17 protein-coding genes and 1 tRNA gene are annotated in these 21,032 nt (G+C 62.2%); 11 read left to right on the forward strand and 7 right to left on the reverse strand.

Features of this window, described 5'->3' with window-relative positions; translation table 11 throughout:
* The first annotated feature begins 92 nt into the window (after nucleotides 1-92).
* From BMY91_RS09965 to BMY91_RS09975, 3 genes are read left to right on the forward strand one after another with little or no spacing between them, the layout of a single operon-like run.
* Nucleotides 93-1,649: a circularly permuted type 2 ATP-grasp protein gene (locus BMY91_RS09965; protein ID WP_090821392.1), complete on the forward strand. Its 1,557-nt coding sequence runs from the start codon at nucleotides 93-95 to the stop codon at nucleotides 1,647-1,649.
* Between the two features lie 55 nt (nucleotides 1,650-1,704).
* The gene (locus tag BMY91_RS09970; protein WP_026540668.1) at nucleotides 1,705-2,631 is read left to right on the forward strand and encodes an alpha-E domain-containing protein; all 927 of its coding nucleotides are present in this window, start codon (nucleotides 1,705-1,707) and stop codon (nucleotides 2,629-2,631) included.
* Nucleotides 2,628-3,479, forward strand: coding sequence for a transglutaminase family protein (locus BMY91_RS09975; protein ID WP_090821394.1), 852 nt, complete (start codon nucleotides 2,628-2,630; stop codon nucleotides 3,477-3,479). The genes BMY91_RS09970 and BMY91_RS09975 overlap by 4 nt, the downstream gene beginning before the upstream one ends.
* 85 nt (nucleotides 3,480-3,564) lie before the next feature.
* Here BMY91_RS09975 and BMY91_RS09980 read toward each other — a convergent pair whose 3' ends face one another.
* Entirely contained in the window at nucleotides 3,565-5,016 is a 1,452-nt protein-coding gene (locus BMY91_RS09980) for an SDR family NAD(P)-dependent oxidoreductase (protein WP_090821396.1), read from the reverse strand.
* A 73-nt stretch (nucleotides 5,017-5,089) separates the two neighbouring features.
* Nucleotides 5,090-6,502 (reverse strand): glucose-1-phosphate adenylyltransferase, encoded by a 1,413-nt coding sequence (gene glgC, locus BMY91_RS09985; RefSeq protein ID WP_177179892.1) that lies wholly within the window; start codon nucleotides 6,500-6,502, stop codon nucleotides 5,090-5,092.
* A gap of 93 nt (nucleotides 6,503-6,595) precedes the next feature.
* Between glgC and glgA the strand changes: the two genes are divergently transcribed.
* The gene (gene glgA, locus BMY91_RS09990) at nucleotides 6,596-7,792 is read left to right on the forward strand and encodes a glycogen synthase (protein WP_090821398.1); all 1,197 of its coding nucleotides are present in this window, start codon (nucleotides 6,596-6,598) and stop codon (nucleotides 7,790-7,792) included.
* Between the two features lie 124 nt (nucleotides 7,793-7,916).
* On the opposite strand, the gene BMY91_RS09995 is transcribed toward glgA, so the two are convergent.
* Both BMY91_RS09995 and BMY91_RS10000 read right to left on the reverse strand, forming a co-directional pair.
* Nucleotides 7,917-10,016 carry an acyl-CoA dehydrogenase family protein gene (locus BMY91_RS09995; RefSeq protein WP_090821399.1) on the reverse strand — a complete coding sequence of 700 codons (2,100 nt, stop codon included), beginning with the start codon at nucleotides 10,014-10,016 and terminating at the stop codon, nucleotides 7,917-7,919.
* Nucleotides 10,017-10,062: 46 nt separating this feature from the next.
* On the reverse strand, nucleotides 10,063-10,797 hold the full coding sequence (locus BMY91_RS10000) for a TetR/AcrR family transcriptional regulator (protein ID WP_256212681.1): 735 nt from the start codon (nucleotides 10,795-10,797) through the stop codon (nucleotides 10,063-10,065).
* A 62-nt stretch (nucleotides 10,798-10,859) separates the two neighbouring features.
* On the opposite strand from BMY91_RS10000, the gene BMY91_RS10005 reads away from it, so the two are divergent.
* The 3 genes from BMY91_RS10005 (at nucleotide 10,860) to BMY91_RS10015 (ending at nucleotide 14,477) form a co-directional block, all read left to right on the forward strand.
* Nucleotides 10,860-12,206 (forward strand): acetyl-CoA C-acetyltransferase, encoded by a 1,347-nt coding sequence (locus BMY91_RS10005; RefSeq protein ID WP_090821401.1) that lies wholly within the window; start codon nucleotides 10,860-10,862, stop codon nucleotides 12,204-12,206.
* 10 nt (nucleotides 12,207-12,216) lie between these two features.
* Nucleotides 12,217-13,557: a 3-oxoacyl-ACP reductase gene (locus BMY91_RS10010; protein ID WP_090821403.1), complete on the forward strand. Its 1,341-nt coding sequence runs from the start codon at nucleotides 12,217-12,219 to the stop codon at nucleotides 13,555-13,557.
* 296 nt (nucleotides 13,558-13,853) lie between these two features.
* On the forward strand, nucleotides 13,854-14,477 hold the full coding sequence (locus BMY91_RS10015; protein ID WP_371261038.1) for a MaoC/PaaZ C-terminal domain-containing protein: 624 nt from the start codon (nucleotides 13,854-13,856) through the stop codon (nucleotides 14,475-14,477).
* A gap of 63 nt (nucleotides 14,478-14,540) precedes the next feature.
* Here BMY91_RS10015 and BMY91_RS10020 read toward each other — a convergent pair whose 3' ends face one another.
* Both BMY91_RS10020 and BMY91_RS10025 read right to left on the reverse strand, forming a co-directional pair.
* Complete coding sequence (locus BMY91_RS10020) at nucleotides 14,541-15,524, reverse strand: alpha/beta hydrolase (protein ID WP_090821407.1); 984 nt, start codon at nucleotides 15,522-15,524, stop codon at nucleotides 14,541-14,543.
* 116 nt (nucleotides 15,525-15,640) lie between these two features.
* Nucleotides 15,641-15,726, reverse strand: a tRNA-Leu gene (locus tag BMY91_RS10025).
* A 264-nt stretch (nucleotides 15,727-15,990) separates the two neighbouring features.
* Here BMY91_RS10025 and BMY91_RS10030 point away from each other — a divergent pair.
* Both BMY91_RS10030 and BMY91_RS10035 read left to right on the forward strand, forming a co-directional pair.
* Nucleotides 15,991-17,295 (forward strand): M20/M25/M40 family metallo-hydrolase, encoded by a 1,305-nt coding sequence (locus BMY91_RS10030; RefSeq protein WP_090821409.1) that lies wholly within the window; start codon nucleotides 15,991-15,993, stop codon nucleotides 17,293-17,295.
* Nucleotides 17,296-17,322: 27 nt separating this feature from the next.
* Nucleotides 17,323-18,483 carry an acyl-CoA dehydrogenase family protein gene (locus BMY91_RS10035; RefSeq protein WP_090821411.1) on the forward strand — a complete coding sequence of 387 codons (1,161 nt, stop codon included), beginning with the start codon at nucleotides 17,323-17,325 and terminating at the stop codon, nucleotides 18,481-18,483.
* Nucleotides 18,484-18,518: 35 nt separating this feature from the next.
* On the opposite strand, the gene BMY91_RS10040 is transcribed toward BMY91_RS10035, so the two are convergent.
* Entirely contained in the window at nucleotides 18,519-18,752 is a 234-nt protein-coding gene (locus BMY91_RS10040; RefSeq protein WP_090821414.1) for a DUF5703 family protein, read from the reverse strand.
* A 39-nt stretch (nucleotides 18,753-18,791) separates the two neighbouring features.
* Between BMY91_RS10040 and BMY91_RS10045 the strand changes: the two genes are divergently transcribed.
* Together BMY91_RS10045 and BMY91_RS10050 are read left to right on the forward strand one after the other, a co-directional pair.
* Nucleotides 18,792-19,049: a hypothetical protein gene (locus tag BMY91_RS10045; RefSeq protein ID WP_090821416.1), complete on the forward strand. Its 258-nt coding sequence runs from the start codon at nucleotides 18,792-18,794 to the stop codon at nucleotides 19,047-19,049.
* A gap of 256 nt (nucleotides 19,050-19,305) precedes the next feature.
* A complete protein-coding gene (locus BMY91_RS10050) occupies nucleotides 19,306-20,985 on the forward strand; it encodes a sugar transferase (RefSeq protein ID WP_090821418.1) in 1,680 nt (559 codons plus the stop codon).
* Nucleotides 20,986-21,032: the final 47 nt, after the last annotated feature.

The raw sequence follows: 21,032 nt of genomic DNA on the forward strand, positions 1-21,032 counted from the left end.
GGGGCACGGAAAGGCGAACCGGGAGTACTCGGAAACCGCGACACAATCAGCGCGTAATGCGCTCGACTCAAAAAGGTGATTGTCTAATTCCCATGTCTGACCTATTCCAGGATTACTCCGAGGCCGCTGCGCGTAGTGGCGCCTACGACGAGATGTTTGCCCCAGGCCACGTTGCCAGAAAATCCTACGGTCAGGTTTCCGGCGCTTTGCGTGAGCTTTCCCTGGCTGACGTCACTGCCCGCGCCGACTCCATGGCGCGTACATTTCTGGACCGTGGAGTGACGTTCGATTATGCGGGGGAGGAGCGGCCGTTCCCGCTGGACATTGTTCCCCGGGTTATTCCCGCCGATGAGTGGGATGTGCTGGAGCGCGGCGTGGCCCAGCGCGTCAAAGCGCTCGAAGCGTTTCTGAATGACGTCTACGGACGCATGGCCGTGGTTACCGACGGTGTGATCCCACGGCAACTCGTGACCACCAGCGCACACTTCCACCGGGCTGTCCATGGCTTCGAGCCGGCGGGCGGCGTCCGCGTGCATGTTTCGGGCATTGACGTGGTGCGTGATGCCGCCGGCACCTTCCGGGTCCTTGAGGACAACGTGCGGGTACCTTCCGGCGTCAGCTACGTCCTGGAGAACCGCCGCGCCATGGCCAAAGGCCTCCCTGAGGCTTTCGGCCAACAACACATCCGACCGGTTGAGGAATACCCCCGCCGGCTCCTGTCCGCGCTCCGCAAGACCGCACCGACAGGCGTGGACGATCCCACCGTGGTGGTCCTGACACCTGGCGTCTTCAACAGTGCCTATTTTGAGCACACCCTCCTTGCAGGGCTCATGGGCGTGGAGTTGGTGGAAGGGCGCGACCTCATTTGCAGGGGTAACCGCGTCTACATGCGCACCACAGCCGGTGAACAGCGGGTGGATGTCATTTACAAGCGCATCGATGACGACTTCCTGGATCCGCTTCAGTTCCGCTCTGATTCCATGCTCGGTTGCCCGGGATTGGTTAACGCAGCCCGCGCCGGGGGAGTGACCATCGCCAACGCGGTGGGCAACGGGGTTGCTGATGACAAGCTCGTGTACAGTTACGTGCCTGACCTGATCCGGTACTACCTGCACGAAGAGCCGATCATCGCCAACGTCGACACTTTCCGGCTTGAGGAAAAGGAAGCCAGGGAGCATGTTTTGGACCGCCTGGACGAACTGGTGGTCAAGCCTGTTGACGGTTCAGGCGGCAAGGGATTGGTCATTGGACCGGATGCCACCAAGGACGAACTGGACGCCTTGCGGAAGCGCGTCATTGCCGATCCCCGTGGTTGGATCGCACAGCCGGTCCTGCAGCTCTCCACGGTTCCCACTCTGTCCGGCGACAAGTTCGGCCCACGCCACGTGGACCTGCGGCCCTTTGCGGTTAACGACGGCGACGACGTCTGGGTCCTGCCCGGCGGCCTCACCCGTGTGGCCCTCAAGGAGGGCTCGTTGATTGTGAACTCCAGCCAGGGTGGCGGCTCGAAGGATACGTGGGTCTTGGCCGACTCGCCTCAACTGCCGGCCGAGTTGATCCCGCGGCAGTCCGTCGCCGTGCGGGAACAAGTCTCCGTGTGGCCCGTGGAAAGCAACTGGCGTGACCGCCAAACGGAGCAGCAGCAGTGACCGCGCTCCACCACCACTTGAACTTCGATATGCACCACGCGAAGGAGGCAGTTCCATGCTGAGCCGCATTGCTGAGTCACTTTTCTGGATCGGACGCTACGTAGAACGCGCCGATGGCACATCCAGGATCCTGGACGTGCACCTCGAGCGACTGAACCACCTGCCACTGGAGGAACAGCGAAGCGTCGCCCGCGAACTCCTCGCGGTGATGGGCGCCAAGCCCCAGAGCGAAGATTTCGGCCTCCCTGAACTGCTGCACGCGCTGGCCTATGACAAGCAGAGCGCATCCTCCATTGCCGGTTCGCTCGGTGCCGCGCGCGAGAATGCCCGCCGTGCACGGGAGACCGTTTCGCAGTCCCTCTGGGAGAGCCTGAACACCACGTACTACGGCCTCAACCAGCACCGTAAGGACGTTGTGGGGACCTACCGTTTTTGCAACTGGGTCCTGGAACGGACCGCCATGGTGCGCGGCCTTGCAGACACCACTGTCAGCCACGATGAGAGCTGGCTGTTCATGGTACTGGGGCGCTCCCTTGAGCGGGCCGACATGACAGCCCGCATGCTCTCGACGCGGGATGTCCAGTCCGCTGGAATGTCGTGGGTCAACATGCTCCGCTGCGCCGGCGCCTATGAGTCCTTCATCCGTACCCGCAGGGCAGCGTTCGGCGACCAGCACGCAGCCGAATTCCTACTGTTGGACCGCCTCTTCCCGCGATCGATCGTTTACGCTTTGCGCGACGCCGACGAGTGCCTTGCAAAGCTGGATCCGTCAGCGCAGCGCGTGGGTTTCATCAACGATGCCCGGCGCATCGTGGGCCAGGCCCGTACATTCCTGGAGTTCCACCGCACGGACGATCTCATGTCCGAGCTGCCGGAACACATGGAACGCGTACAGAAGGCCGTGACGCAGGCTTCGGATGCCATTTCCCGTAAGTACTTCAATCAGGCTGATGAGCACGCCTGGGTGGGAGAAGTTTCATGACCCGGCTGAGCATCGTCCATAAGACGGCCTACAAGTACAACCGCCGCGTGACCTTGTCCTACAACGAGGCCCGGATGACTCCGCTGACCGATGGGCAGCAAGTGGTCCTGGAATCCTCGCTGAAGGTTTCGCCCAACCAGGCATCGGTCAGCACGTACCGCGACTACTGGGGAACGCGCGTCACGGCGTTTGATATGCAGATGCCCCATGAGAGCCTTGAGGTCCTCGCCACGGCCACCGTGGAAGTGCATCGCACCGAGCGCGTTGCCACTGACGACGACATCGTGGGCTGGGATGTCATTGCCTCGGATAAGGTCCAGGACGAGTTCAGCGATTGGCTACCACAATCCAGGCTCAGCGGTCCCGGCGAGGAAGTCCTGGGGATTGTTCCCGGTATTGTGCAGGGCAAGAATCCACACGAGGCTGCACTGGCGGTCTTTGAGTGGATGGCCGGCGAAATGACCTATATGAAGGGCACCACTGGTGTAACCACCAATGCGGAGCAGGCGTGGTCGCAGCGGCAAGGTGTCTGCCAGGACTTGGCGCACCTTGCCATTGGGGCCTTGCGATGCAGCGGCATACCTGCCCGCTACGTTTCCGGCTACATCCACCCGCGGTCGTCGGCGGACATCGGGGAAACCGTTGCAGGACAGTCCCACGCGTGGCTGGAATGGTGGGACGGTGAGTGGCGCAGTTGGGACCCCACCAACCACAAGCCGGCCGGCGACTACCACGTCACCGTTGCCAGGGGACGGGATTATCGTGACGTTCCTCCCCTGAAGGGCATCCTGTCCGGTGGCGGCGGGTCGGGGCTCTCCGTTTCCGTGGAGATCACCCGCCTCGCTTAGGATTTTTTGTACGGATAAGGCCCTCAAGAGTCGCTCTTAAGGGCCTTATCTGTACTCAAACATCAGTACTGAACTCGGGGACTTTCTACCAGGGTGACGGCTTGTAATCCTTCAGGAAGACGCCGTATTGGTCTTCGCCGTTTTCACCCATCACAATGGGGTCGTAAACGCGGGCAGCGCCGTCCACAAGGTCCAACGGAGCGTGGAACCCTTCTTCCATGAGCCTGACCTTGGTGTAATGGGGACGCTCGTCGGTGATCCAACCGGTGTCCACCGCAGTCATGAGAATCCCATCGGAATCCAGCATCTCCTGGGCGCTGGTGCGCGTCATCATGTTGAGGGCTGCCTTGGCCATGTTGGTGTGGGGGTGTCCAGGGCCCTTGTATGCCCGGGAGAACTGCCCCTCCATGGCGGAGACGTTGACGATGTATTTCCGGTGCGCAGTGGACCGCTTCATGGCACCACGGAGCCGGCTCACCAGCAGGAAGGGTGCCGTGACGTTGCACAACTGGACTTCGAGCATTTCCAGGGGGTCCACCTCATCCACCACCTGGGTCCAGCTGTTGATCGAGGCGAGGTCCGGAACCAAGCCACCGGCATCGATGGCTGTCCCTGACTCGATCCTTTCCAGTGACGCCGATCCGGTGGACAACGCCAGCGAGGTGATGGCATCGCCGGCCAGGACCGGGTGTTCGGTGACGCTGCTCGCCAGTGCCAGTGGGTGCTTGTCATGCGCATGGCCGAATGTCACCAGCTCAGGTCCACCGTTGGCGGCTTCCAAGGCGGCCGGCAAGGGCTCGTCCTCTGCGTCCACCAACGGCTTGTAGGCATTCCCGGAGCGTCGCACGGTCTGGGCCGCATTGTTGATGATGATGTCCAGGGGGCCGGCTTCATCCAACGAGTCCGTGAGGGCCATGACCTGCGCCGGATCACGGAGATCGATGCCAACGATGCGCAGGCGGTGCAGCCAGTCTGCGCTGTCTTCCATGGCAGCGAAGCGACGGGCCGCGTCCTTGGGAAAGCGAGTAGTGATGGTGGTGTGCGCACCGTCGCGAAGAAGGCGCAACGCGATGTACATGCCAATCTTGGCGCGTCCACCGGTCAACAACGCCCTGCGGCCCGTGAGGTCGGTACGCGCATCCCGCTTACTGTGGCTGAAAGCCGCGCATTCAGGGCAGAGCTGGTGGTAGAAAGCATCCACCTGCGTGTAGTGCTTCTTGCAGATGTAGCAGGGACGGGAACGGATAAGGTGTCCCGCGATCTCGCCGGTAGTGGAGGGTGCCAGCTTGTTGCCGCGGGTTTCGTCGTCAATCCTGTCCGGCGCCGCGGTGGCCGTCAGGGCAATCACAGCACGGTCAGCTTCGGCAATGGAGTCACGCTTGGTGACGCGGCGGTGTCGTTTGACGGCCTTGAACATCTTGCCGGTAGCACGCCGGACGGCAACATAGTCCGGGTGCTCTTCGTCATAGACGTGGATCGTGGTCAGAACCTTGAGGCAGGCCTGGATCTCTTCAGGCGTCAGATCGGTGGAGCTCATTGACCTGATTTTACAGCCTTGGGACCGCGTGGCCTGCCTCGGGTTCTGTTCGCGTCAGGGGAGTGGCTGCCGCTTAGTGCGTCGCACTCTGGGTTGCAGCATCTGCCACGCGTGACTGGATCCCGGCAGCTACCTTTTCAGCAGAGTCGCGAATGTCGGGGTCGTCATGCGTTGCAGCTTTAACGGCCTCGGGAAGACCCCGGCGGTGCTGCGCGGACAAGGCCAACTCTGCTTCCCCCGGCTCAGGAACCACTTGGCCCTTCGCCAGGACGGTGATGCCGGACTCGGTCACCTTGTAACCGCGGGCTTTGTCCAAGGCAGGGTCCAGGCCGATGGCGGCGCCTGCCGGAACCTTGACGTTCTTGTCCAGGATGGCCCGCTTGATGACGGCGCCTTCGCCGACCCGGACTTTGTCCATCAATACGGAGTCCTGTACACGGCTGCCGGCTGCCACGTAAGCATCGTTGGACAGGACGGAACCCTCCACGATCCCTCCGGAAATAACCACACCACTCGCCACGATGGAATCCAGCGCCGTGCCCACCGTGTTGTTCTCACCGCGGACAAACTTTGCGGGCGGAGAAATGCTCTGGCGGGTGTAGATGGGCCACTCGGAGTTGTACAGGTTAAAGACCGGCACGGGGGAAATGAGATCCATGTGCGCGTCGTAGAACGAATCGATGGTGCCAACGTCGCGCCAGTAGGTCCGGTCGCGGTCTGTAGCACCGGGGATGTCGTTGAGTGTGAAGTCGTACACGCCGGCTTCGCCCTGATCCACGAAATACGGAATGATGTCGCCACCCATGTCGTGCTTGGTGTCGAGGCGTTCCGCATCCACGTGCAAGGCTTCAACCAAGGCGTCTGCGTTAAAGACATAGTTGCCCATTGACGCAAGGAACTGCGTGGGGTCCGCGGCCAGCCCGGGGGTGCTGGCAGGTTTCTCCACAAAGGCTGCAATCTTCTGGGGATCGTTTTGGTCTACTTCGATCACGCCGAATTGGTTGGCCATGTTCAGTGGCTGGCGGACGGCCGCGACTGTGGCCTTCGCCCCACTTGCAATGTGCTGCTCCACCATCTGGGAGAAGTCCATCCGGTACACGTGGTCAGCGCCAACCACTACCACGATGTCCGGGGCGTCGTCGTGGATGAGGTTCAGCGATTGATAAATGGCATTGGCGCTGCCAAGGAACCAGCTCTTGCCCACACGCTGCTGCGCGGGAACAGATGCCACATAACGGCCCAACTGCGTGGACATGCGCCAGGTTTCCGAGATGTGGCGGTCAAGGCTGTGCGATTTGTACTGCGTCAGAACAACAATTTTCAAATATCCCGAATTAACGAGATTGGATAGTGCAAAGTCAATCAGGCGGTAGCCGCCGGCAAACGGAACCGCGGGCTTGGCCCGGTCCGCCGTCAGCGGCATGAGTCGGTTGCCCTCTCCGCCTGCCAATACGATTGCCAAAACTTTCTTCAACGCCATGGTCACAGCTCCCCGTACGTCTTCGTAGCCCCCAAAAGTCCGATTTTCCGGACTCTTTCACACTAGAACACATACGCCGGAACGACTACGTTGGTTAGCGTGCGAATAGACATTGTGACTAAAGAATTCCCTCCGGAAATTTATGGCGGTGCCGGTGTCCACGTTGCCGAGCTCAGCCGGGTGCTGGCAAAGCACGTTGACCTTCATGTCCGGGCGTTCGGTGCGCCCCGTGATGCCGACTATCACGGGGCTTCGGTGGCGTCCTACGCCACGCCGGAAGACCTCGGCGAGGCCAACGCTGCCATCCAGACCCTCGGCGTAGACCTGCGGATCGTTCCGGACATTGCGGGAGCGGACCTCGTCCACTCGCACACCTGGTACGCCAACATGGCAGGCCACCTTGCATCACTCCTGCATGGCATCCCGCACGTTCTCAGCGCCCACAGCCTGGAGCCTCTGCGCCCGTGGAAGGCTGAGCAGCTCGGAGGCGGCTATGCCCTGTCCTCCTGGGTTGAGAAGACGGCCTATGAGGCGGCCGCCGCCATCATTGCCGTGTCCGACGGCATGCGCCAGGACATCCTCCGCAGTTACCCCAACGTTGATCCGGACAAGGTTCGTGTTGTCCACAACGGCATCGACGTTTCCCTGTGGGAACGCGATGAAGAGGATGACGCGGTCCGCGCACTGGGCATCGATCCTGCCAAGCCCAGCGTGGTGTTCGTGGGCCGCAACACCCGTCAAAAAGGTGTTCCGTACCTGCTTCGCGCCGCCTCGAGCCTGCCGGACGACGTCCAGCTGGTCCTCTGCCTCGGTGCTGCCGACACTCCGGAGCTGGCTGCCGAGACGGCCCGCCTCATTGAGGAGCTGCAGACCAAGCGTGAGGGCGTCGTCCTTATCGAGCGAATGCTGCCGCGACGCGAACTCATCCAGGTTCTCAGCCACGCCACGGCCTTTGCCTGCCCTTCCATTTACGAACCCTTGGGCATAGTGAACCTGGAGGCCATGGCGTGCGGCGCAGCTGTTGTTGCCAGCGCCACCGGAGGCATCCCGGAAGTTGTGCAGCACGGCGAAACAGGACTGCTCGTTGAGCTGGAACAGGTGACGGACGGAACCGGCACACCGCTGGATCCGGAGAAGTTCGTCAGCGATTTCGCCGCTGCCCTCAACGAAGTGGTTGCTGATCCAGCCCGCGCCCGTGAAATGGGCAAGGCAGGACGGCGCCGGGCAGAAGAACACTTCTCCTGGGAATCCATCACGGAAACTACCCTTGAGGTCTACCGCTCCGTCCTTCGATAAACGGAACCCCCACCCGTCCCGGCAGCAGGACAAACCACGACGGCGCCGCCCCCTTTGCCGGGGACGGCGCCGTCGTGCTTTATCAAAGTTCCGCAACTGTTCACCGCCTGGCAGCGGCGGAGTGCTAACGCGACTTATTGGCCTTCTGCGCAAGGAGCGTCTTTTCGTCTGCAGGCGCACTTCCGCTGGCACGCTGCTCGCGGAAGTATTGGCGCGCCGCGTCCTGGCGGGTGGCTTCTGCGCCCGTCGCAATCGAGGCCCGGAGGTGCTCCGGGCCGTAACCGAAGGCATCCACGAGGTCCACCGCGTGCGGGCGGATCTTGACCAGCAAGCGGTTGATGTAGGCGCCCACTGTCCGGCCACGCTGCATGGAGAGGCGTCCGTTCATGAGGTACCAGGAGAGGTGCTTCTCAATCAGGGACAAGCCGAAGAGATCACGCAGCCAGGTCAGAACGCGCTTGGTCCCGTCGTCTGTAACGTGAGTCAGGGCCTCGGTGAACGCTTCCCACTGCAGAAGTTCGGCATGCGCTTGCGCCGCTTCGATGAGTTCATGCTGGTGCTGGTTGAACAGGGCTGCAGCTTGATGCTGGGGAAGCTTGTTTGCTCCCTTGAGCGCGGCACCAACGTCGGCCACCATGGACTGAACGCGGTCTGCGAGCAAGGTCCGCTGGCCTTCCTCATCACGCAAAGCCAACGCGGCCTTCTGGACTGAACCGGTGTCGGCCACAAACTGGGCTACCTGCCGCAGGCCTGTCCGGTGCAGGGCAACGCCGGCCGCCTGGTCCACTACATAGCGGGCCAGCACACCAAAGTCCGCACTGCGGAATTCCTTGGCGTAATCGGCCAGGAGGCGTTTGGCCACGAGTTGCAGCAGCACGGTGTTGTCTCCTTCAAACGTGACGTACACGTCCAGGTCCGCGCGCAGTGAAGCAAAGCGATTCTCGATCAGGAAACCGGCGCCACCGCACGCTTCACGGCACTCCTGCAGCGTGTCCAGGGCATGCCAGGTGCTGAGCGGCTTGAGCGCAGCCGCCAGTGTTTCCAGGTCCTGACGATCGGCGTCGGTGTCGTGCGCGCCGGAGAAGACGTCGTCGAACTTCTGCAAAAGCTGTTCGTGCGCGAAGCTGGCCGCATAGGTGGTGGCCAGTCGGGTGAACAAGCGGCGCTGATGCCGCTGGTAATCCAGCAGAACTTCCTCGTCAGTGGCCGACGAGGCGTTGAACTGACGGCGCTCGGTGGCGTACTGGATAGCTGTCTTGAGGGCTACCTTGCTGGCAGCGACCGCTGCCCCATCCAGGGAAACACGTCCCTGGACCAGGGTTCCCAACATCGTGAAGAAGCGCCGACCCGGACTCTCGATGGACGAGGAATACGTTCCGTCCACCGCGACGTCACCATAACGGTTCAGCAAGTTGGTGCGGGGGATCCGTACATCCGTAAAGTGAAGGCGGCCGTTGTCGATGCCGTTCAACCCACCCTTAATACCGTCGTCTTCGCCGCCGATACCCGGCAGGAACTCGTTGGTGGCGGGATCCCGGAGTTCCACATAGAAGGCATGGACGCCGCGGTTGACGTTTTGCGTTACCAATTGGGCGAAGACCACGGCAGCAAGGCCGTCGTTGGCAGCGTTGCCGATGTAATCCTTCCAGGCTGCACGGAAGGGAGTGTTGATGACGAATTCCTGGCTGGCGTCATCGTAGGTGGCCGTCGTCGCGATGCTGGCGACGTCCGAACCGTGGCCGGTTTCGGTCATGGCAAAGCAGCCGGGAATGTCCAGGCTCATGATGCCGGGGAGCCACTTATCGTGATGTTCAGTAGTCCCCAGGTGCATCACTGCCGAGCCGAAGAGGCCCCACTGCACGCCGGCCTTGATCTGCAGGGAAGGGTCAGCTGTGACCAGTTCCTCGAAGCCGGCGATGTTGCCGCCGTGATCGTCGGATCCGCCCAGGCGGGTTGGAAAGGCACGGTGGACAGCGTTGTTGTCCACCAGGAATTTCAATTGCTCGAACACACGGGCGCGGTGCTCGGTGTGATGCATCCCTTCGATCTTCTGAACCGCCGGGTTCCCTGCAACCTCGCGGGCTTGGTGTCGAATGTGGGCCCACTTGCCAAGGAGCTGCTCGCCAAGGGCGGCGACATCAACCACGGGTTCCGTCCCAGCGGCGGCATCGTCGCGGCCGGAGGATTGATGGGCGGATGAGGCCCGGTCCACTACTTCAGTCATGTTGCTTCCTTCTTTGGTTCCGACAACTGATGAGTCATTACTGGTGTCAGGTGGTGGTCTTGAGAGCCGGAGCTATGCCAAGGCACAGCCAATCGGTGATCTGGCCGGCCATGGTGGCCTGATCGGGTTTGGAGCTTCCAGCCGGGCTTCCCAACCACATCTCGCCGGCGTTCCGCACGAGTCCTATCGCCGCGGTGGGCCAGTACGTGATCACCGACTCCCTCTCCTCGCCAAGGTGTTCCCGCATGGGTGTTGCGATCATGTCCGTGATTTGCTCAAAGAAGTTACCCAGCGCACCCGATGCGGCGATGGGGTCCTGCGCTGAAGCCTCTCCCGGACTCAGCCGGGTAATGAACGCGTAAACGTGGGGACTGGATTCGGCCATCTGCAGGTAGGCGGAAACCATGGCAAGCAGGCCCTCGCGCGGAGTCTGCGCAAGTTGGGCTGCTTCCTGCATGCGGCGCTGCATTTGACCCAGCACAACCTCGCCCATTGCCTGCTGAAGACCGGCTTTGTCGCCAAAGTAGCGGTAGTAGACAGACTTTGAGGTGCCGGCGGCCCCGGCGATGTCCTCCATGGATGCGTCGCTTCCGAGCCGATGCACGGCCTTTCGTGCGGCTTTGATCAGTTCGCGGCGCCGTTCTTCACGGTGGGACTGCCAGCGTGCAGCGCGCCCGTCTACCGCGCCAGGCGCAACCGGTGATGCCGCTGCGGGAGCGTCACGGACGGCGGCCCGAGGGGCGTCGGCGGCATTGGCGGATTCTTGATGGCGGCTGTTCACGATACTCAGCGTATCAGGTACGCTGGGTATCAGTAACTGGCAATGATCAAAGGAGACAAAACATGGCTGCAGCAGACGTGTCCACGGGAGAAACCCGGGAACCCACACCCTCACCTCTACGCTCCGCGGTCATCGTGGGCGGTAACCGAATCCCGTTCGCCCGGACAGGCGGCGCCTACGTGAAGTCCTCCAACCAGGACATGCTCACTGCGGCATTGGACGGGTTGATCGCCAGGTTCGGGCTCCAGGATGAGCGCATTGGTGAAGTAGCGGCAGGAGCCGTGCTCAAACACTCCAGGGACTTCAACCTCACCCGTGAAGCTGTCCTCGGCTCTGCGTTGTCCCCGGAGACCCCGGCGTACGACCTCCAACAGGCCTGCGCCACCGGGCTGGAGACAGTGATCGGATTGTCCAACAAGATCAAACTGGGCCAGATCGATTCAGCGATCGCCGGCGGCGTGGACTCTGCGTCCGATGCTCCGATCGCCGTCAGCGAAGGACTCCGGGAGATCCTGCTGGACCTGAACCGAGCCAAGACTGCCGTGCAGAAGCTGAAGATCATCGGCCGTATCCGTCCCAAGGACCTGGCCCCCGACGCACCGAATACGGGGGAGCCCCGCACGGGACTTTCCATGGGAGAGCACCAAGCGCTCACCACGGCCCAGTGGAAGATCGCCCGCGAAGCGCAGGACGAACTTGCCTACAACAGCCACCGCAACCTCGCTGCCGCCTATGAACGCGGCTTCTTTGATGACCTCATCACCCCGTACCGTGGACTTAGCCGCGATTCCAACCTGCGCGCGGACACCACCTTGGAAAAGCTCGCCTCGTTGAAGCCCGTTTTCGGTAAGAGCCTCGGGTCCGAGGCCACCATGACAGCCGGCAACTCGACTCCGCTGACTGACGGCGCGTCCACAGTCCTCCTCGCAACCGAAGAATGGGCAGAAGCTCATGGCCTGCCCAAGCTCGCCACCGTCCTTGATGGTGAGGCAGCCGCTGTGGACTTCGTCCACGGAAAGGATGGCCTCCTCATGGCACCGGTCTTCGCAGTTCCACGCATGCTGGCCCGCCATGGACTGACGTTCGAGGATATTGACTTCTTCGAAATCCACGAGGCCTTCGCCGGAACCGTTTTGAGCACCTTGGCCGCCTGGGAAGACGAGGAGTTCGGCCGCACACGGCTGGGCCTTGACGGGGCACTTGGCAAAGTTGACCGCGCCAAACTCAACGTCAACGGCTCCTCATTGGCAGCCGGACATCCCTTCGCGGCAACGGGTGGCAGGATTGTTGCATCCCTTGCCAAGATGCTGCATGAGAAGGGAGCTGTAGATGGGCGCCCCGCACGTGGCCTGATCTCCGTATGCGCCGCAGGCGGCCAGGGCGTCGTTGCCCTTCTCGAAGCAGCGTAGGGGGAATTCCATGACAGACAAGTACACACAACTGGTTAGCCGCGGACTGGGCAGGGACGTGGCGAAGAAGCTCGGTCTGCCCCAGCCCGTCCAGCTCCGCCGCTACCAGCCCGGAGCCCCGCTGGTGACCGGTCCGGTCCTGGTCAGCGGCGACAGTGCAGGCGCCGACGACATCGCCACCACGCTCCTGGGCTGGGGTTTGGACGTAAGGCGCAATGCCCTTCCCAAGGAGAAGCTGGGCGCCATTGTCCTCGTCCTCGATGCCGTCCAGCATCCAGGGGACCTGGGAAAGACTGTATTGGCGGCGGGGACCTCGCTCAGGGACCTGGCAGCCAACGCACGGGTGGTCACCATCTCCCGAACAGCCCAATCTGCCCCCACGCCGGCTTCGGCTGCCGCCCGCCAGGGCATCGATGGCCTCCTGCGGTCCATGGCCAAGGAACTGCGCTCGGGGGCGACAGCCAATGGCATCCTGCTCCATGACAATCTGGCAACCACCAGCCCTTCAGCCTTGGGTGCACTCAGGTTCTTCCTCTCCGGGCGATCGGCCTATGTTGATGGTCAGTTCCTGACGGTCACCTCAACCTCGGGCAGCTTGCCCACTGACTCGGAGAAGCCGTTGGCGGGCAAGGTGGCGGTGGTAACCGGGGCAGCCCGGGGCATCGGGGCCGCCATTGCCCGGACACTGCACCGCGACGGTGCCACGATAGTCGCAGTGGACATCCCCGCGGCGGGGGACCATCTGGCTGCTGTTGCGAACTCCGTCCGGGGTACTGCACTCCAACTCGATATCAGTCGGGACGACGCCGGCCACCGGATCATCGAGCACGCCGTGGAACGCCACGGCAGGCTGGACATCGTGGTCCACAACGCCGGGATCACGCGCGACAGGCTTCTTGCGAATATGGACGAGGGCCGCTGGCACTCGGTCATCGCGGTCAACATCGCAGCGCAGCTGAGGATCAACGAGGCCCTTTTGGCGTCGGAGCACTTCAAGGACTCGTCCCGGATCGTGTCCGTGGCGTCCACCAGCGGCATCGCCGGCAACAGGGGCCAGACCAACTATGGCGCTTCCAAAGGCGGGGTGATCGGCATGGTGAGGTCTACGGCAGCCTTGATGGAACCCTTCGGCGGAACCATCAACGCTGTTGCCCCGGGCTTCATTGAGACCGAAATGACAGCCAAAATGCCCTTTGTCATCCGCGAGGCCGCCCGCAGGCTCAATTCGCTGAAGCAGGGCGGCCAGCCCCAGGACGTCGCCGAAGCCATCGCTTTCCTCGCCAGTGATGCTGCCGGTGGCATTTCCGGCGACGTTCTGCGCGTGTGCGGTCAACAACTGGTGGGAGCATGACCGGGCCCCAGCCGGTGGTCCTTGGGGAGCTGCCATCGCTGTCCAAGCTGTATGTCAACGCTGCAACAACTGCCGCCCGTCGCCGGGTCCTCGGGACATCGGCGGGAAGGAAGTTGCCGGCGGTCAGCCATGAGGTCAGAAACGTTCGGGCCGACGTCGGCAACTTGACCGCGTACCAACACCTCGTGGGGGAGACTGCCAGCGACATTCTTCCCGCGGGATACGTTCACGCGTTGGCGTTCCCCGTGTCCATGAGCATCATGAACCGCGACGACTTTCCGTTGCCACTCCTTGGAATGATCCATCTGAAGAACCATGTGGAGCAGCGCGTGCCCATTCAGTTCACCGAGGCTTTGGACATCCGGTCCTGGGCGGCAAACCTGGCTGGTCACAGGGCGGGGACGCAACTGGATGTTGTGGCTGAGGTCCGCTCGGCGTCCAGTGGTGATTTGCTGTGGCGAGGCATCTCGACGTACCTCGCCAAAGGTGTCTTCCTGCCAGGCATCGATAAGCCCGGCAACCCCAATGGGGCAACGGGGGCTGGGGACTTTTCGCCGCCGGATCCTACGGCGTTGTGGCAACTCGGCCTGGATACCGGCCGGAATTACGCCACTGTTTCCGGTGATTTCAACCCGATCCACCTGAGCGTTCTTTCTGCCAAGGCTCTGGGGTTACGCGGGTCCATTGCCCATGGAATGTATTTGGCCTCACGTGCCCTGGCGGACGTGGGAGCGGTCAAGGCTGACTCCTTTACCTGGGACGTCGCCTTCGAGGCACCGGTATTCCTCCCAGCACGCGTCGCCTTGGACATCGCGACGGTCCATTCAGGGGCCGGAAGCTGGGAACGTTCGGACTACGTGGCGTGGAATCCGCGCAGCGGGCGGCGCCATTTCACCGGAAGAGTATCAGCGGTGATCTAACGTTCTGACCTGATGCAGTGCAAGACGACGGCGGACACCGGAAGGTGCCCGCCGTCGTCGTTGTTAATCCTCCGGGATCTGAAGAAAGCCAGCAGTACTTTGCGGCACGTACGCACCGGCCCAGCGGAAGACCTCCTCGAAGAAGAGGCTGCGTGCGGGTTCGGCCGAGAGCGCGAGGTCGTGGATGCCGCCGTCGATCCTTGCCAAGGTGACCAAGCGGCCCAATTTTGTGCTGCGATCAGCAATGTGCCGGACATCAAGGACGATGTCCGAAGAATTGATGGACTCCAATGGCGCCGTCCCGGTGGCGCTGGCCGTGGAGGCGCACACCAACACGGGGCATCGGATATCCAGGCCCCTGGCGAGCTCGGCGTGTCCGCGCCTTATGGCACGCAGCCAGCCGGCAAGGACAGGGAACCCCTCCAGGGGCTTCCAGCTGAGGTTGAATTCCCATGCTCCGCCGGTTGAGGCGTGCAGGCTCCGCCCGTAGCGGTCACCCAGCACGCCCACCTGGCGCCGCGGCTGGTAGTTTGCAAGACGTTCGACGACGGCGGTTCCCACCGCGCGCTGGAGGAAGGGCTTGTTGAGGTCGAACCACGGGCTGTTCAGGACCAGCGCATCCACCAGGCCATCGAAGCGACGACGATGCGCCCACAGGCTGGTGACCAAACCACCGGTGGAGTGGCCGAGGACCACCAGGACGTCATGCCCGTCCTCCTCCTTGATGATGCGGGCAGCCTCATCCAGCTCTTCGTCATAACTCTCAAGGGACTCAATGTAATTGGGAGTCTGGTGGGCGAGGAGGGAGCGTCCGTATTTCCGGAGATCCAGCGCGTAGAAGTCGAATCCGGCATTGGACCACTCATCGGCCAGGTGTGTCTGGAAGAAATAGTCCACAAAGCCGTGAACGTAGAGGACTGCCCGCCTGCTGGCCTTTGGCGTTTTCCTGGAGACCAGCGTAGCTGTGACGGCACCTTCCGCATCCGGCTCAAGGGTAAGAGTCCGTGCCACATATTCCGGACCAAGGATGTCTTCGCAACCGGCCATGTTTTCCTTAGGTGAGCGGGGAAGAAACAATGTGATCAAACTCGCATTGTAGGTGGGGCAGCAAATCCACGGCAAAACAAACAAGGCCCGGAATCCGTGGATTCCAGGCCTTGTGATGGTGCGCGGAGGGGGACTTGAACCCCCACCCCCTTTCGAGGACTAGCACCTCAAGCTAGCGCGTCTGCCATTCCGCCACCCGCGCAGGTGGTGTTCAGATGGGCCGTTCCGCACCTTTCGGTGCTTTACTTTCCTCCGAAGCAGCGAGAAAAACTCTAACACGGTTTCGGGTGGCTGAAAAATCGACGCTGGTCAGGGCGCCTTCCACAGACGTCCGGCGACCCCGGGAGCAACGAATGCCTGACTGAGGTCGCTGCTTCTGAGTAGGCTGATGGGACACGGGACGGGCTGCGGAATCCGCAATGCGCGTCGCCGGAACCTGCAGCCCAGCCACGCAAGGAGAATTTCCATGTCTGTCATCCGCCCCGAAGACGAAGTTGTCCGGATCTGCCAGGAGCTCATCCGCATTGACTCGTCCAACTTCGGCGACGACACCGGTCCGGGGGAGCGCGCAGCTGCCGAGTACACGGCTGGCCTGATCACCGAAGTGGGCCTTGATGCCGAGATTTTCGAGTCCGCCCCAGGACGGGCCAACGTGGTAACCCGCCTGGCCGGCGAAGACCCATCAGCCGACGCGCTGGTGGTGCACGGACACTTGGATGTTGTTCCTGCACTCAAGGACCAGTGGAGCGTTGATCCCTTCAGTGGCGAACTGAAGGATGGATTGGTCTGGGGTCGGGGTGCCGTGGACATGAAAGACATGGACGCCATGATCTTGTCCGTCATGCGGGATTTCGCCCGAACGGGCCGCAAGCCCAAGCGCGACATCATCTTTGCCTTTTTCGCTGACGAGGAAGCGGGCGGCACGTACGGCGCCCGTTACGCCGTGGAACATCGGCGGGAACTCTTTGACGGAGCCACTGAGGCTATTTCGGAGGTGGGCGGATTCTCCGCCACGATCGGCGGCCAGCGGACCTACCTGCTGCAAACAGCGGAAAAGGGGCTTTCCTGGCTGCGGTTGGTGGCCCACGGCCGGGCAGGCCACGGCTCGCAGATCAACACCGACAACGCTGTGACCCGCCTCGCAGCTGCCGTGACCAGGATCGGCCAGCACAAGTGGCCGGTGGAGCTCACTCCCACTACGCGCCAGTTCCTGGACGGCGTGACCGAGCTGACCGGCGTCGAGTTTGATGCTGAAAACCCTGACATCCTGCTGAAGGAACTCGGTACTGTGGCCCGGTTCGTGGGCGCGACTCTGCAGAATACGTCCAACCCCACGCTGCTGCGCTCCGGATACAAGCACAACGTCATCCCTGAATCGGCGGAGGCTTTTGTTGACTGCCGTACTCTGCCCGGCCAGCAGGAACTGGTGTTCGAAACCATCAAGGAACTCGCCGGCGACGGCATTGACATCAGTTATGTCAATAAGGACGTCTCCCTCGAGGTGCCGTTCGCCGGCAACCTCGTGGACGCCATGATCGATGCCCTGCACTCCGAGGACCCTGGGGCCAAGGTTCTGCCGTACACGCTCTCCGGCGGCACGGATAACAAGTCCTTGAGCAAGATCGGCATCACCGGCTACGGCTTCGCGCCACTCATGCTGCCCGACGAACTCGACTTCACCGGCATGTTCCACGGCGTGGATGAGCGTGTTCCTGCCGAATCCCTGCAATTCGGCGCCCGGGTCCTGAGTACCCTGCTGAGCAACTACTAGACGCGATCACCCTAAGGAGGCCCCGGAATGGCTCCCGAAGAAATCCTGCCTGACGCTCTTCTTGAACGTCTGCGCGGCCGCGCTGCCGGCTATGACCAGAACAACCAGTTCTTCCACGAGGATCTGGAGGAACTTGCGGCCGCCGGATACCTCAAGCTTTTCGTTCCGGAATCCGACGGCGGTTTTGGACTCGGTCTCGAAGCGGTAGCTGCGCTGCAGCAGCGGCTCGCCACGGCAGCGCCGGCCACAGCGTTGGCCGTCAATATGCACTTGGTGTGGACCGGCGTCGCGCAGGTCATGTCGGCCAGGGGAGACACCTCGCTGGACTTCGTCCTGAAGGAAGCCGGGAAGGGTGAAGTTTTCGCTTTCGGTATTTCCGAAGCCGGAAACGATTCCATGTTGTTCGATTCCGGCACGATCGCTGAGCCATTGCCCGACGGCAGCTACCGTTTCACCGGCAGGAAGATCTTCACCAGCCTCTCACGTGGCTGGACCCGGCTGGGGACCTTCGGCAAGGATGCGGAGGCACGGGACGGCGAAGGGGAACTCGTCTTTGGTTTTCTCCGGCGTGACGAGCCCGGGCACGAGACCCTCAGCGACTGGGACACCCTGGGAATGCGGGCCAGTGCCTCGAACACGACTCTGTTGCATGGGGCCGTGATCCCGCCTGAGCGCATCTTCCGCAAGCTGCCTGTTGGGCCGAATAAGGACCTCTTGGTTTTCGCGATCTTCGCATGTTTCGAAACGTTGCTCGCTGCCGTCTATACAGGTGTGGCCGAGCGCGCTTTCACCCTGGGCGTGGCAAACGTCAAACGCCGGGTATCAGCCAAGCATGGTGGCCGAAGCTACGCGCAGGACCCTGACATCAGGTGGAAAGTAGCCGATGCAGCCTTGGCCATGGACGGGATAACCCCGCAGATATCCACCATTGCCCGGGACGTGGACAACCAGGTGGATCACGGAGCGCAGTGGTTCCCCAAATTGGTGGGGCTCAAATCACGCGCCACCGAGAACGCGCGGCTGGTGGTGGATCTTGCCATACGGGTCACGGGCGGTTCCAGCTACTTCCGGGGCTCGGAAATGGAGCGACTGTACCGGGATGTGCTCGCGGGCATTTTCCATCCGTCCAACGATGAATCCGCGCACAGCACCGTAGCCAACGCGTGGCTGGGCCCCTTGGAGGACTAGCGGCTGGTGTGGGCGACCACGGCTGCTGTTAGGGGCTAAACAGTCCGCTGCACGGAATAGACCTTCCGGCGCAGCCAGAACCGCCGGCCGCCGCCGAGGTAAAGCACGCTGCGCTCGAGTTCCCACTTGCCGTACTCCGAATGTTCAGCGAGACGGCGCCGCGCGTCAGGCAGCGAATCCTCAGGTCCCACCGTCAGGACGAGGTATTCGTACTGACGTGCATAGTCTCGTTGGCGCTCCACGGAGCTGCCGGGAAATTGTTCTCTCATCCCTCTCCATTTTCGTCCTTTTCCGGCTAACGTGAAGTCATGAGCATCGATCCGCGTGTCGCGCTTCAGTCTTTGACTGCTGCCCTGGAAGAACATTTGGCCGCCGCATCCGCCAGGCGGGGCGAGGGTGACCCCAACGTCGAAGCGGCGTTCTTTGCCGTCGCCGATGCCTTCGAGGTTTACGAAGACGCACTCTACGAGGCGTATTCCGAGGTTACTCCTCTGCAGGTCTTCGATGATGAAGACGAGGACGACGATGAAGTCCTTGATGAAGACCTCGAAATCGTGGAGGACTAGAAACTCCTGAAAGCCGGCCACCTTTGGGTGGCCGGCTTTTTTGTGCCCTTTTGCGTGTTGAACGGGGCCCTTTCAGCCCGTGATTCCGCGGATTTATGCAGCTGGAGCACGTAGTCATGCCAGCGTCAGCTAGGTACTTCTACGTAGGGGGCATAGGTAATCCTGCGCAAACTTGAGTATCGACTACTGGTGCGCCTCCGGACCGCCCCGGCTTCACTGAGAGGAAGGCAACGGCAGGTCTGCAAAGAAGGCTGACATGGTAAGAGTTCCAGTCTTGCGAATGGGCAAGGCAGCGGCACCGCGAGGAGCCGCGCATGCCTCCGTGAGGTCGGCCCTTCCCTTGCAACCCGCTGTCGCCGAAGTCAATCCGCCGGCGTCTCCCTGGATTGACAAGTCCACTGCTGCACAGCGGACTGAAAAGGCGGGACTGGCGGCGTTGAGGCCGGATGTCACCCTGGACCTCGTGCCGCCAGTCACCCACCGCCGCTCACGGGCAAAAGGTCCGCAGCGGGACCGTGCGACGTGGACACAATTGTTGACCAACAGCCTCCGGCTGGCGGACTCCGCACTGGTTGCCGCCGCCGTCTTTGCCGGATTGGTGCTCAATACCGGCGGCGGGCCGTTCGCCGAAGGCAGTCCCGCTCAAACAACGCATCTGATGTTGGGGGTAATCCTCGGCACCGCCTGGCTGGCAGCGTTGGAGGTCTACCGGACAAGGGATCCCAAAGTGCTCGGAGTGGGTCCCGAGGAGTACAAGCGCGTACTTTCGGCCAGTTTCCGCGTCTTCGGTTTCCTGGGCATCGTGGCCGTGGTCTTCCGCTTGGAGGCTGTCAGCTCCTTCGTCCTGGTTTCGTTGCCCCTGGGGGTAGTGGCCCTGACGGGCAGCCGTTGGGGGTTCCGTCGCTGGCTGAGCTACGAGAAGTCGCGTGGCCGCTGTCTCTCCCGGGCGATTGTGGTGGGAGAGCCCCAGGACGTCCGGTACGTCATTAAGCAGATCAACAGGAAGTCCGGGGCCGCCTACGACATCCTGGGAGCCTGCCTTCCCGGCGCCCGCCGCGGTGCCGTCCTTGCCGTTGACCACCTGAGGGTCCCCGTATTGTCCTCGATTTACGGTGTCGCCCGGACCGTGCGTCAGACAGGCGCCAACGCAGTCATCGTGGCCGGCCCCGTCCCGGGCGGCAACCAGTTCATCCAGGAACTCGGATGGAGGCTGGAGGAGAATGCGGCCGAGCTTGTCCTGGCAGCAACCCTGACCAACGTGGCTGGTCCCCGTATTCACTGGCGGCCCGTTGAGGGACTCCCGCTGATGCACGTTGACATTCCGCATTACTCAGGAGGCAAGCACAGCCTTAAGCGCCTGATGGATGTGACCGTCTCAGCAACAGCCTTGCTCGTCCTGGCTCCGATACTCCTGGTTCTGGCGGCCGTTGTCCGTACCGACAGTCCAGGGCCCGTACTGTTCCGGCAGGAGCGGATTGGAAAGAAGGGCACCACGTTCCAGATGCTGAAGTTCCGCTCCATGGTGGTTGATGCTGAGTCCCATCTTGAAGCCCTCAGCCAGCAGGATGAAGGCGCGGGGGTGCTGTTCAAGATCCGCGGCGACCCACGCATCACCCGGTGCGGGCGCTGGATGCGGAGATACTCCCTGGATGAACTGCCGCAATTCTGGAACGTCCTGGTGGGCAACATGAGCTTGGTGGGACCCAGGCCGCCCCTTTCCCGCGAGGTGAGCGGTTACGAGCGGCACACGCATCGCCGGCTGCTGATCAAGCCGGGCATTACCGGGTTATGGCAGATCAACGGCCGTTCGGACCTTCCGTGGGAGGAAGCTGTTCGGCTGGATCTGTATTACGTGGAGAACTGGTCAATAGCGGGGGACTTGATGATCATGTGGCGGACGTTCCGGGCGATGACCCGACCATCCGGCGCCTACTAGCGAAAGTCACGCAGTACCCAATAAGAACCGCGCTATTAACACAGAAG

This window comes from Arthrobacter sp. yr096, assembly GCF_900108925.1.
In the GTDB taxonomy this organism is placed as follows: Bacteria; Actinomycetota; Actinomycetes; order Actinomycetales; family Micrococcaceae; genus Arthrobacter.

Excerpts from the sequence above, each read along its gene's own strand:
- BMY91_RS09965 (WP_090821392.1), top strand. The coding sequence starts at position 93 with ATGTCTGACCTATTCCAGGATTACTCCGAGGCCGCTGCGCGTAGTGGC.
- BMY91_RS09970 (WP_026540668.1), top strand. The coding sequence starts at position 1,705 with ATGCTGAGCCGCATTGCTGAGTCACTTTTCTGGATCGGACGCTACGTA.
- BMY91_RS09975 (WP_090821394.1), top strand. The coding sequence starts at position 2,628 with ATGACCCGGCTGAGCATCGTCCATAAGACGGCCTACAAGTACAACCGC.
- BMY91_RS09980 (WP_090821396.1), bottom strand. The coding sequence starts at position 5,016 with ATGAGCTCCACCGATCTGACGCCTGAAGAGATCCAGGCCTGCCTCAAG.
- BMY91_RS09995 (WP_090821399.1), bottom strand. The coding sequence starts at position 10,016 with ATGACTGAAGTAGTGGACCGGGCCTCATCCGCCCATCAATCCTCCGGC.
- BMY91_RS10005 (WP_090821401.1), top strand. The coding sequence starts at position 10,860 with ATGGCTGCAGCAGACGTGTCCACGGGAGAAACCCGGGAACCCACACCC.
- BMY91_RS10010 (WP_090821403.1), top strand. The coding sequence starts at position 12,217 with ATGACAGACAAGTACACACAACTGGTTAGCCGCGGACTGGGCAGGGAC.
- BMY91_RS10015 (WP_371261038.1), top strand. The coding sequence starts at position 13,854 with ATGATCCATCTGAAGAACCATGTGGAGCAGCGCGTGCCCATTCAGTTC.
- BMY91_RS10020 (WP_090821407.1), bottom strand. The coding sequence starts at position 15,524 with ATGGCCGGTTGCGAAGACATCCTTGGTCCGGAATATGTGGCACGGACT.
- BMY91_RS10030 (WP_090821409.1), top strand. The coding sequence starts at position 15,991 with ATGTCTGTCATCCGCCCCGAAGACGAAGTTGTCCGGATCTGCCAGGAG.
- BMY91_RS10035 (WP_090821411.1), top strand. The coding sequence starts at position 17,323 with ATGGCTCCCGAAGAAATCCTGCCTGACGCTCTTCTTGAACGTCTGCGC.
- BMY91_RS10040 (WP_090821414.1), bottom strand. The coding sequence starts at position 18,752 with ATGAGAGAACAATTTCCCGGCAGCTCCGTGGAGCGCCAACGAGACTAT.
- BMY91_RS10045 (WP_090821416.1), top strand. The coding sequence starts at position 18,792 with ATGAGCATCGATCCGCGTGTCGCGCTTCAGTCTTTGACTGCTGCCCTG.
- BMY91_RS10050 (WP_090821418.1), top strand. The coding sequence starts at position 19,306 with ATGGTAAGAGTTCCAGTCTTGCGAATGGGCAAGGCAGCGGCACCGCGA.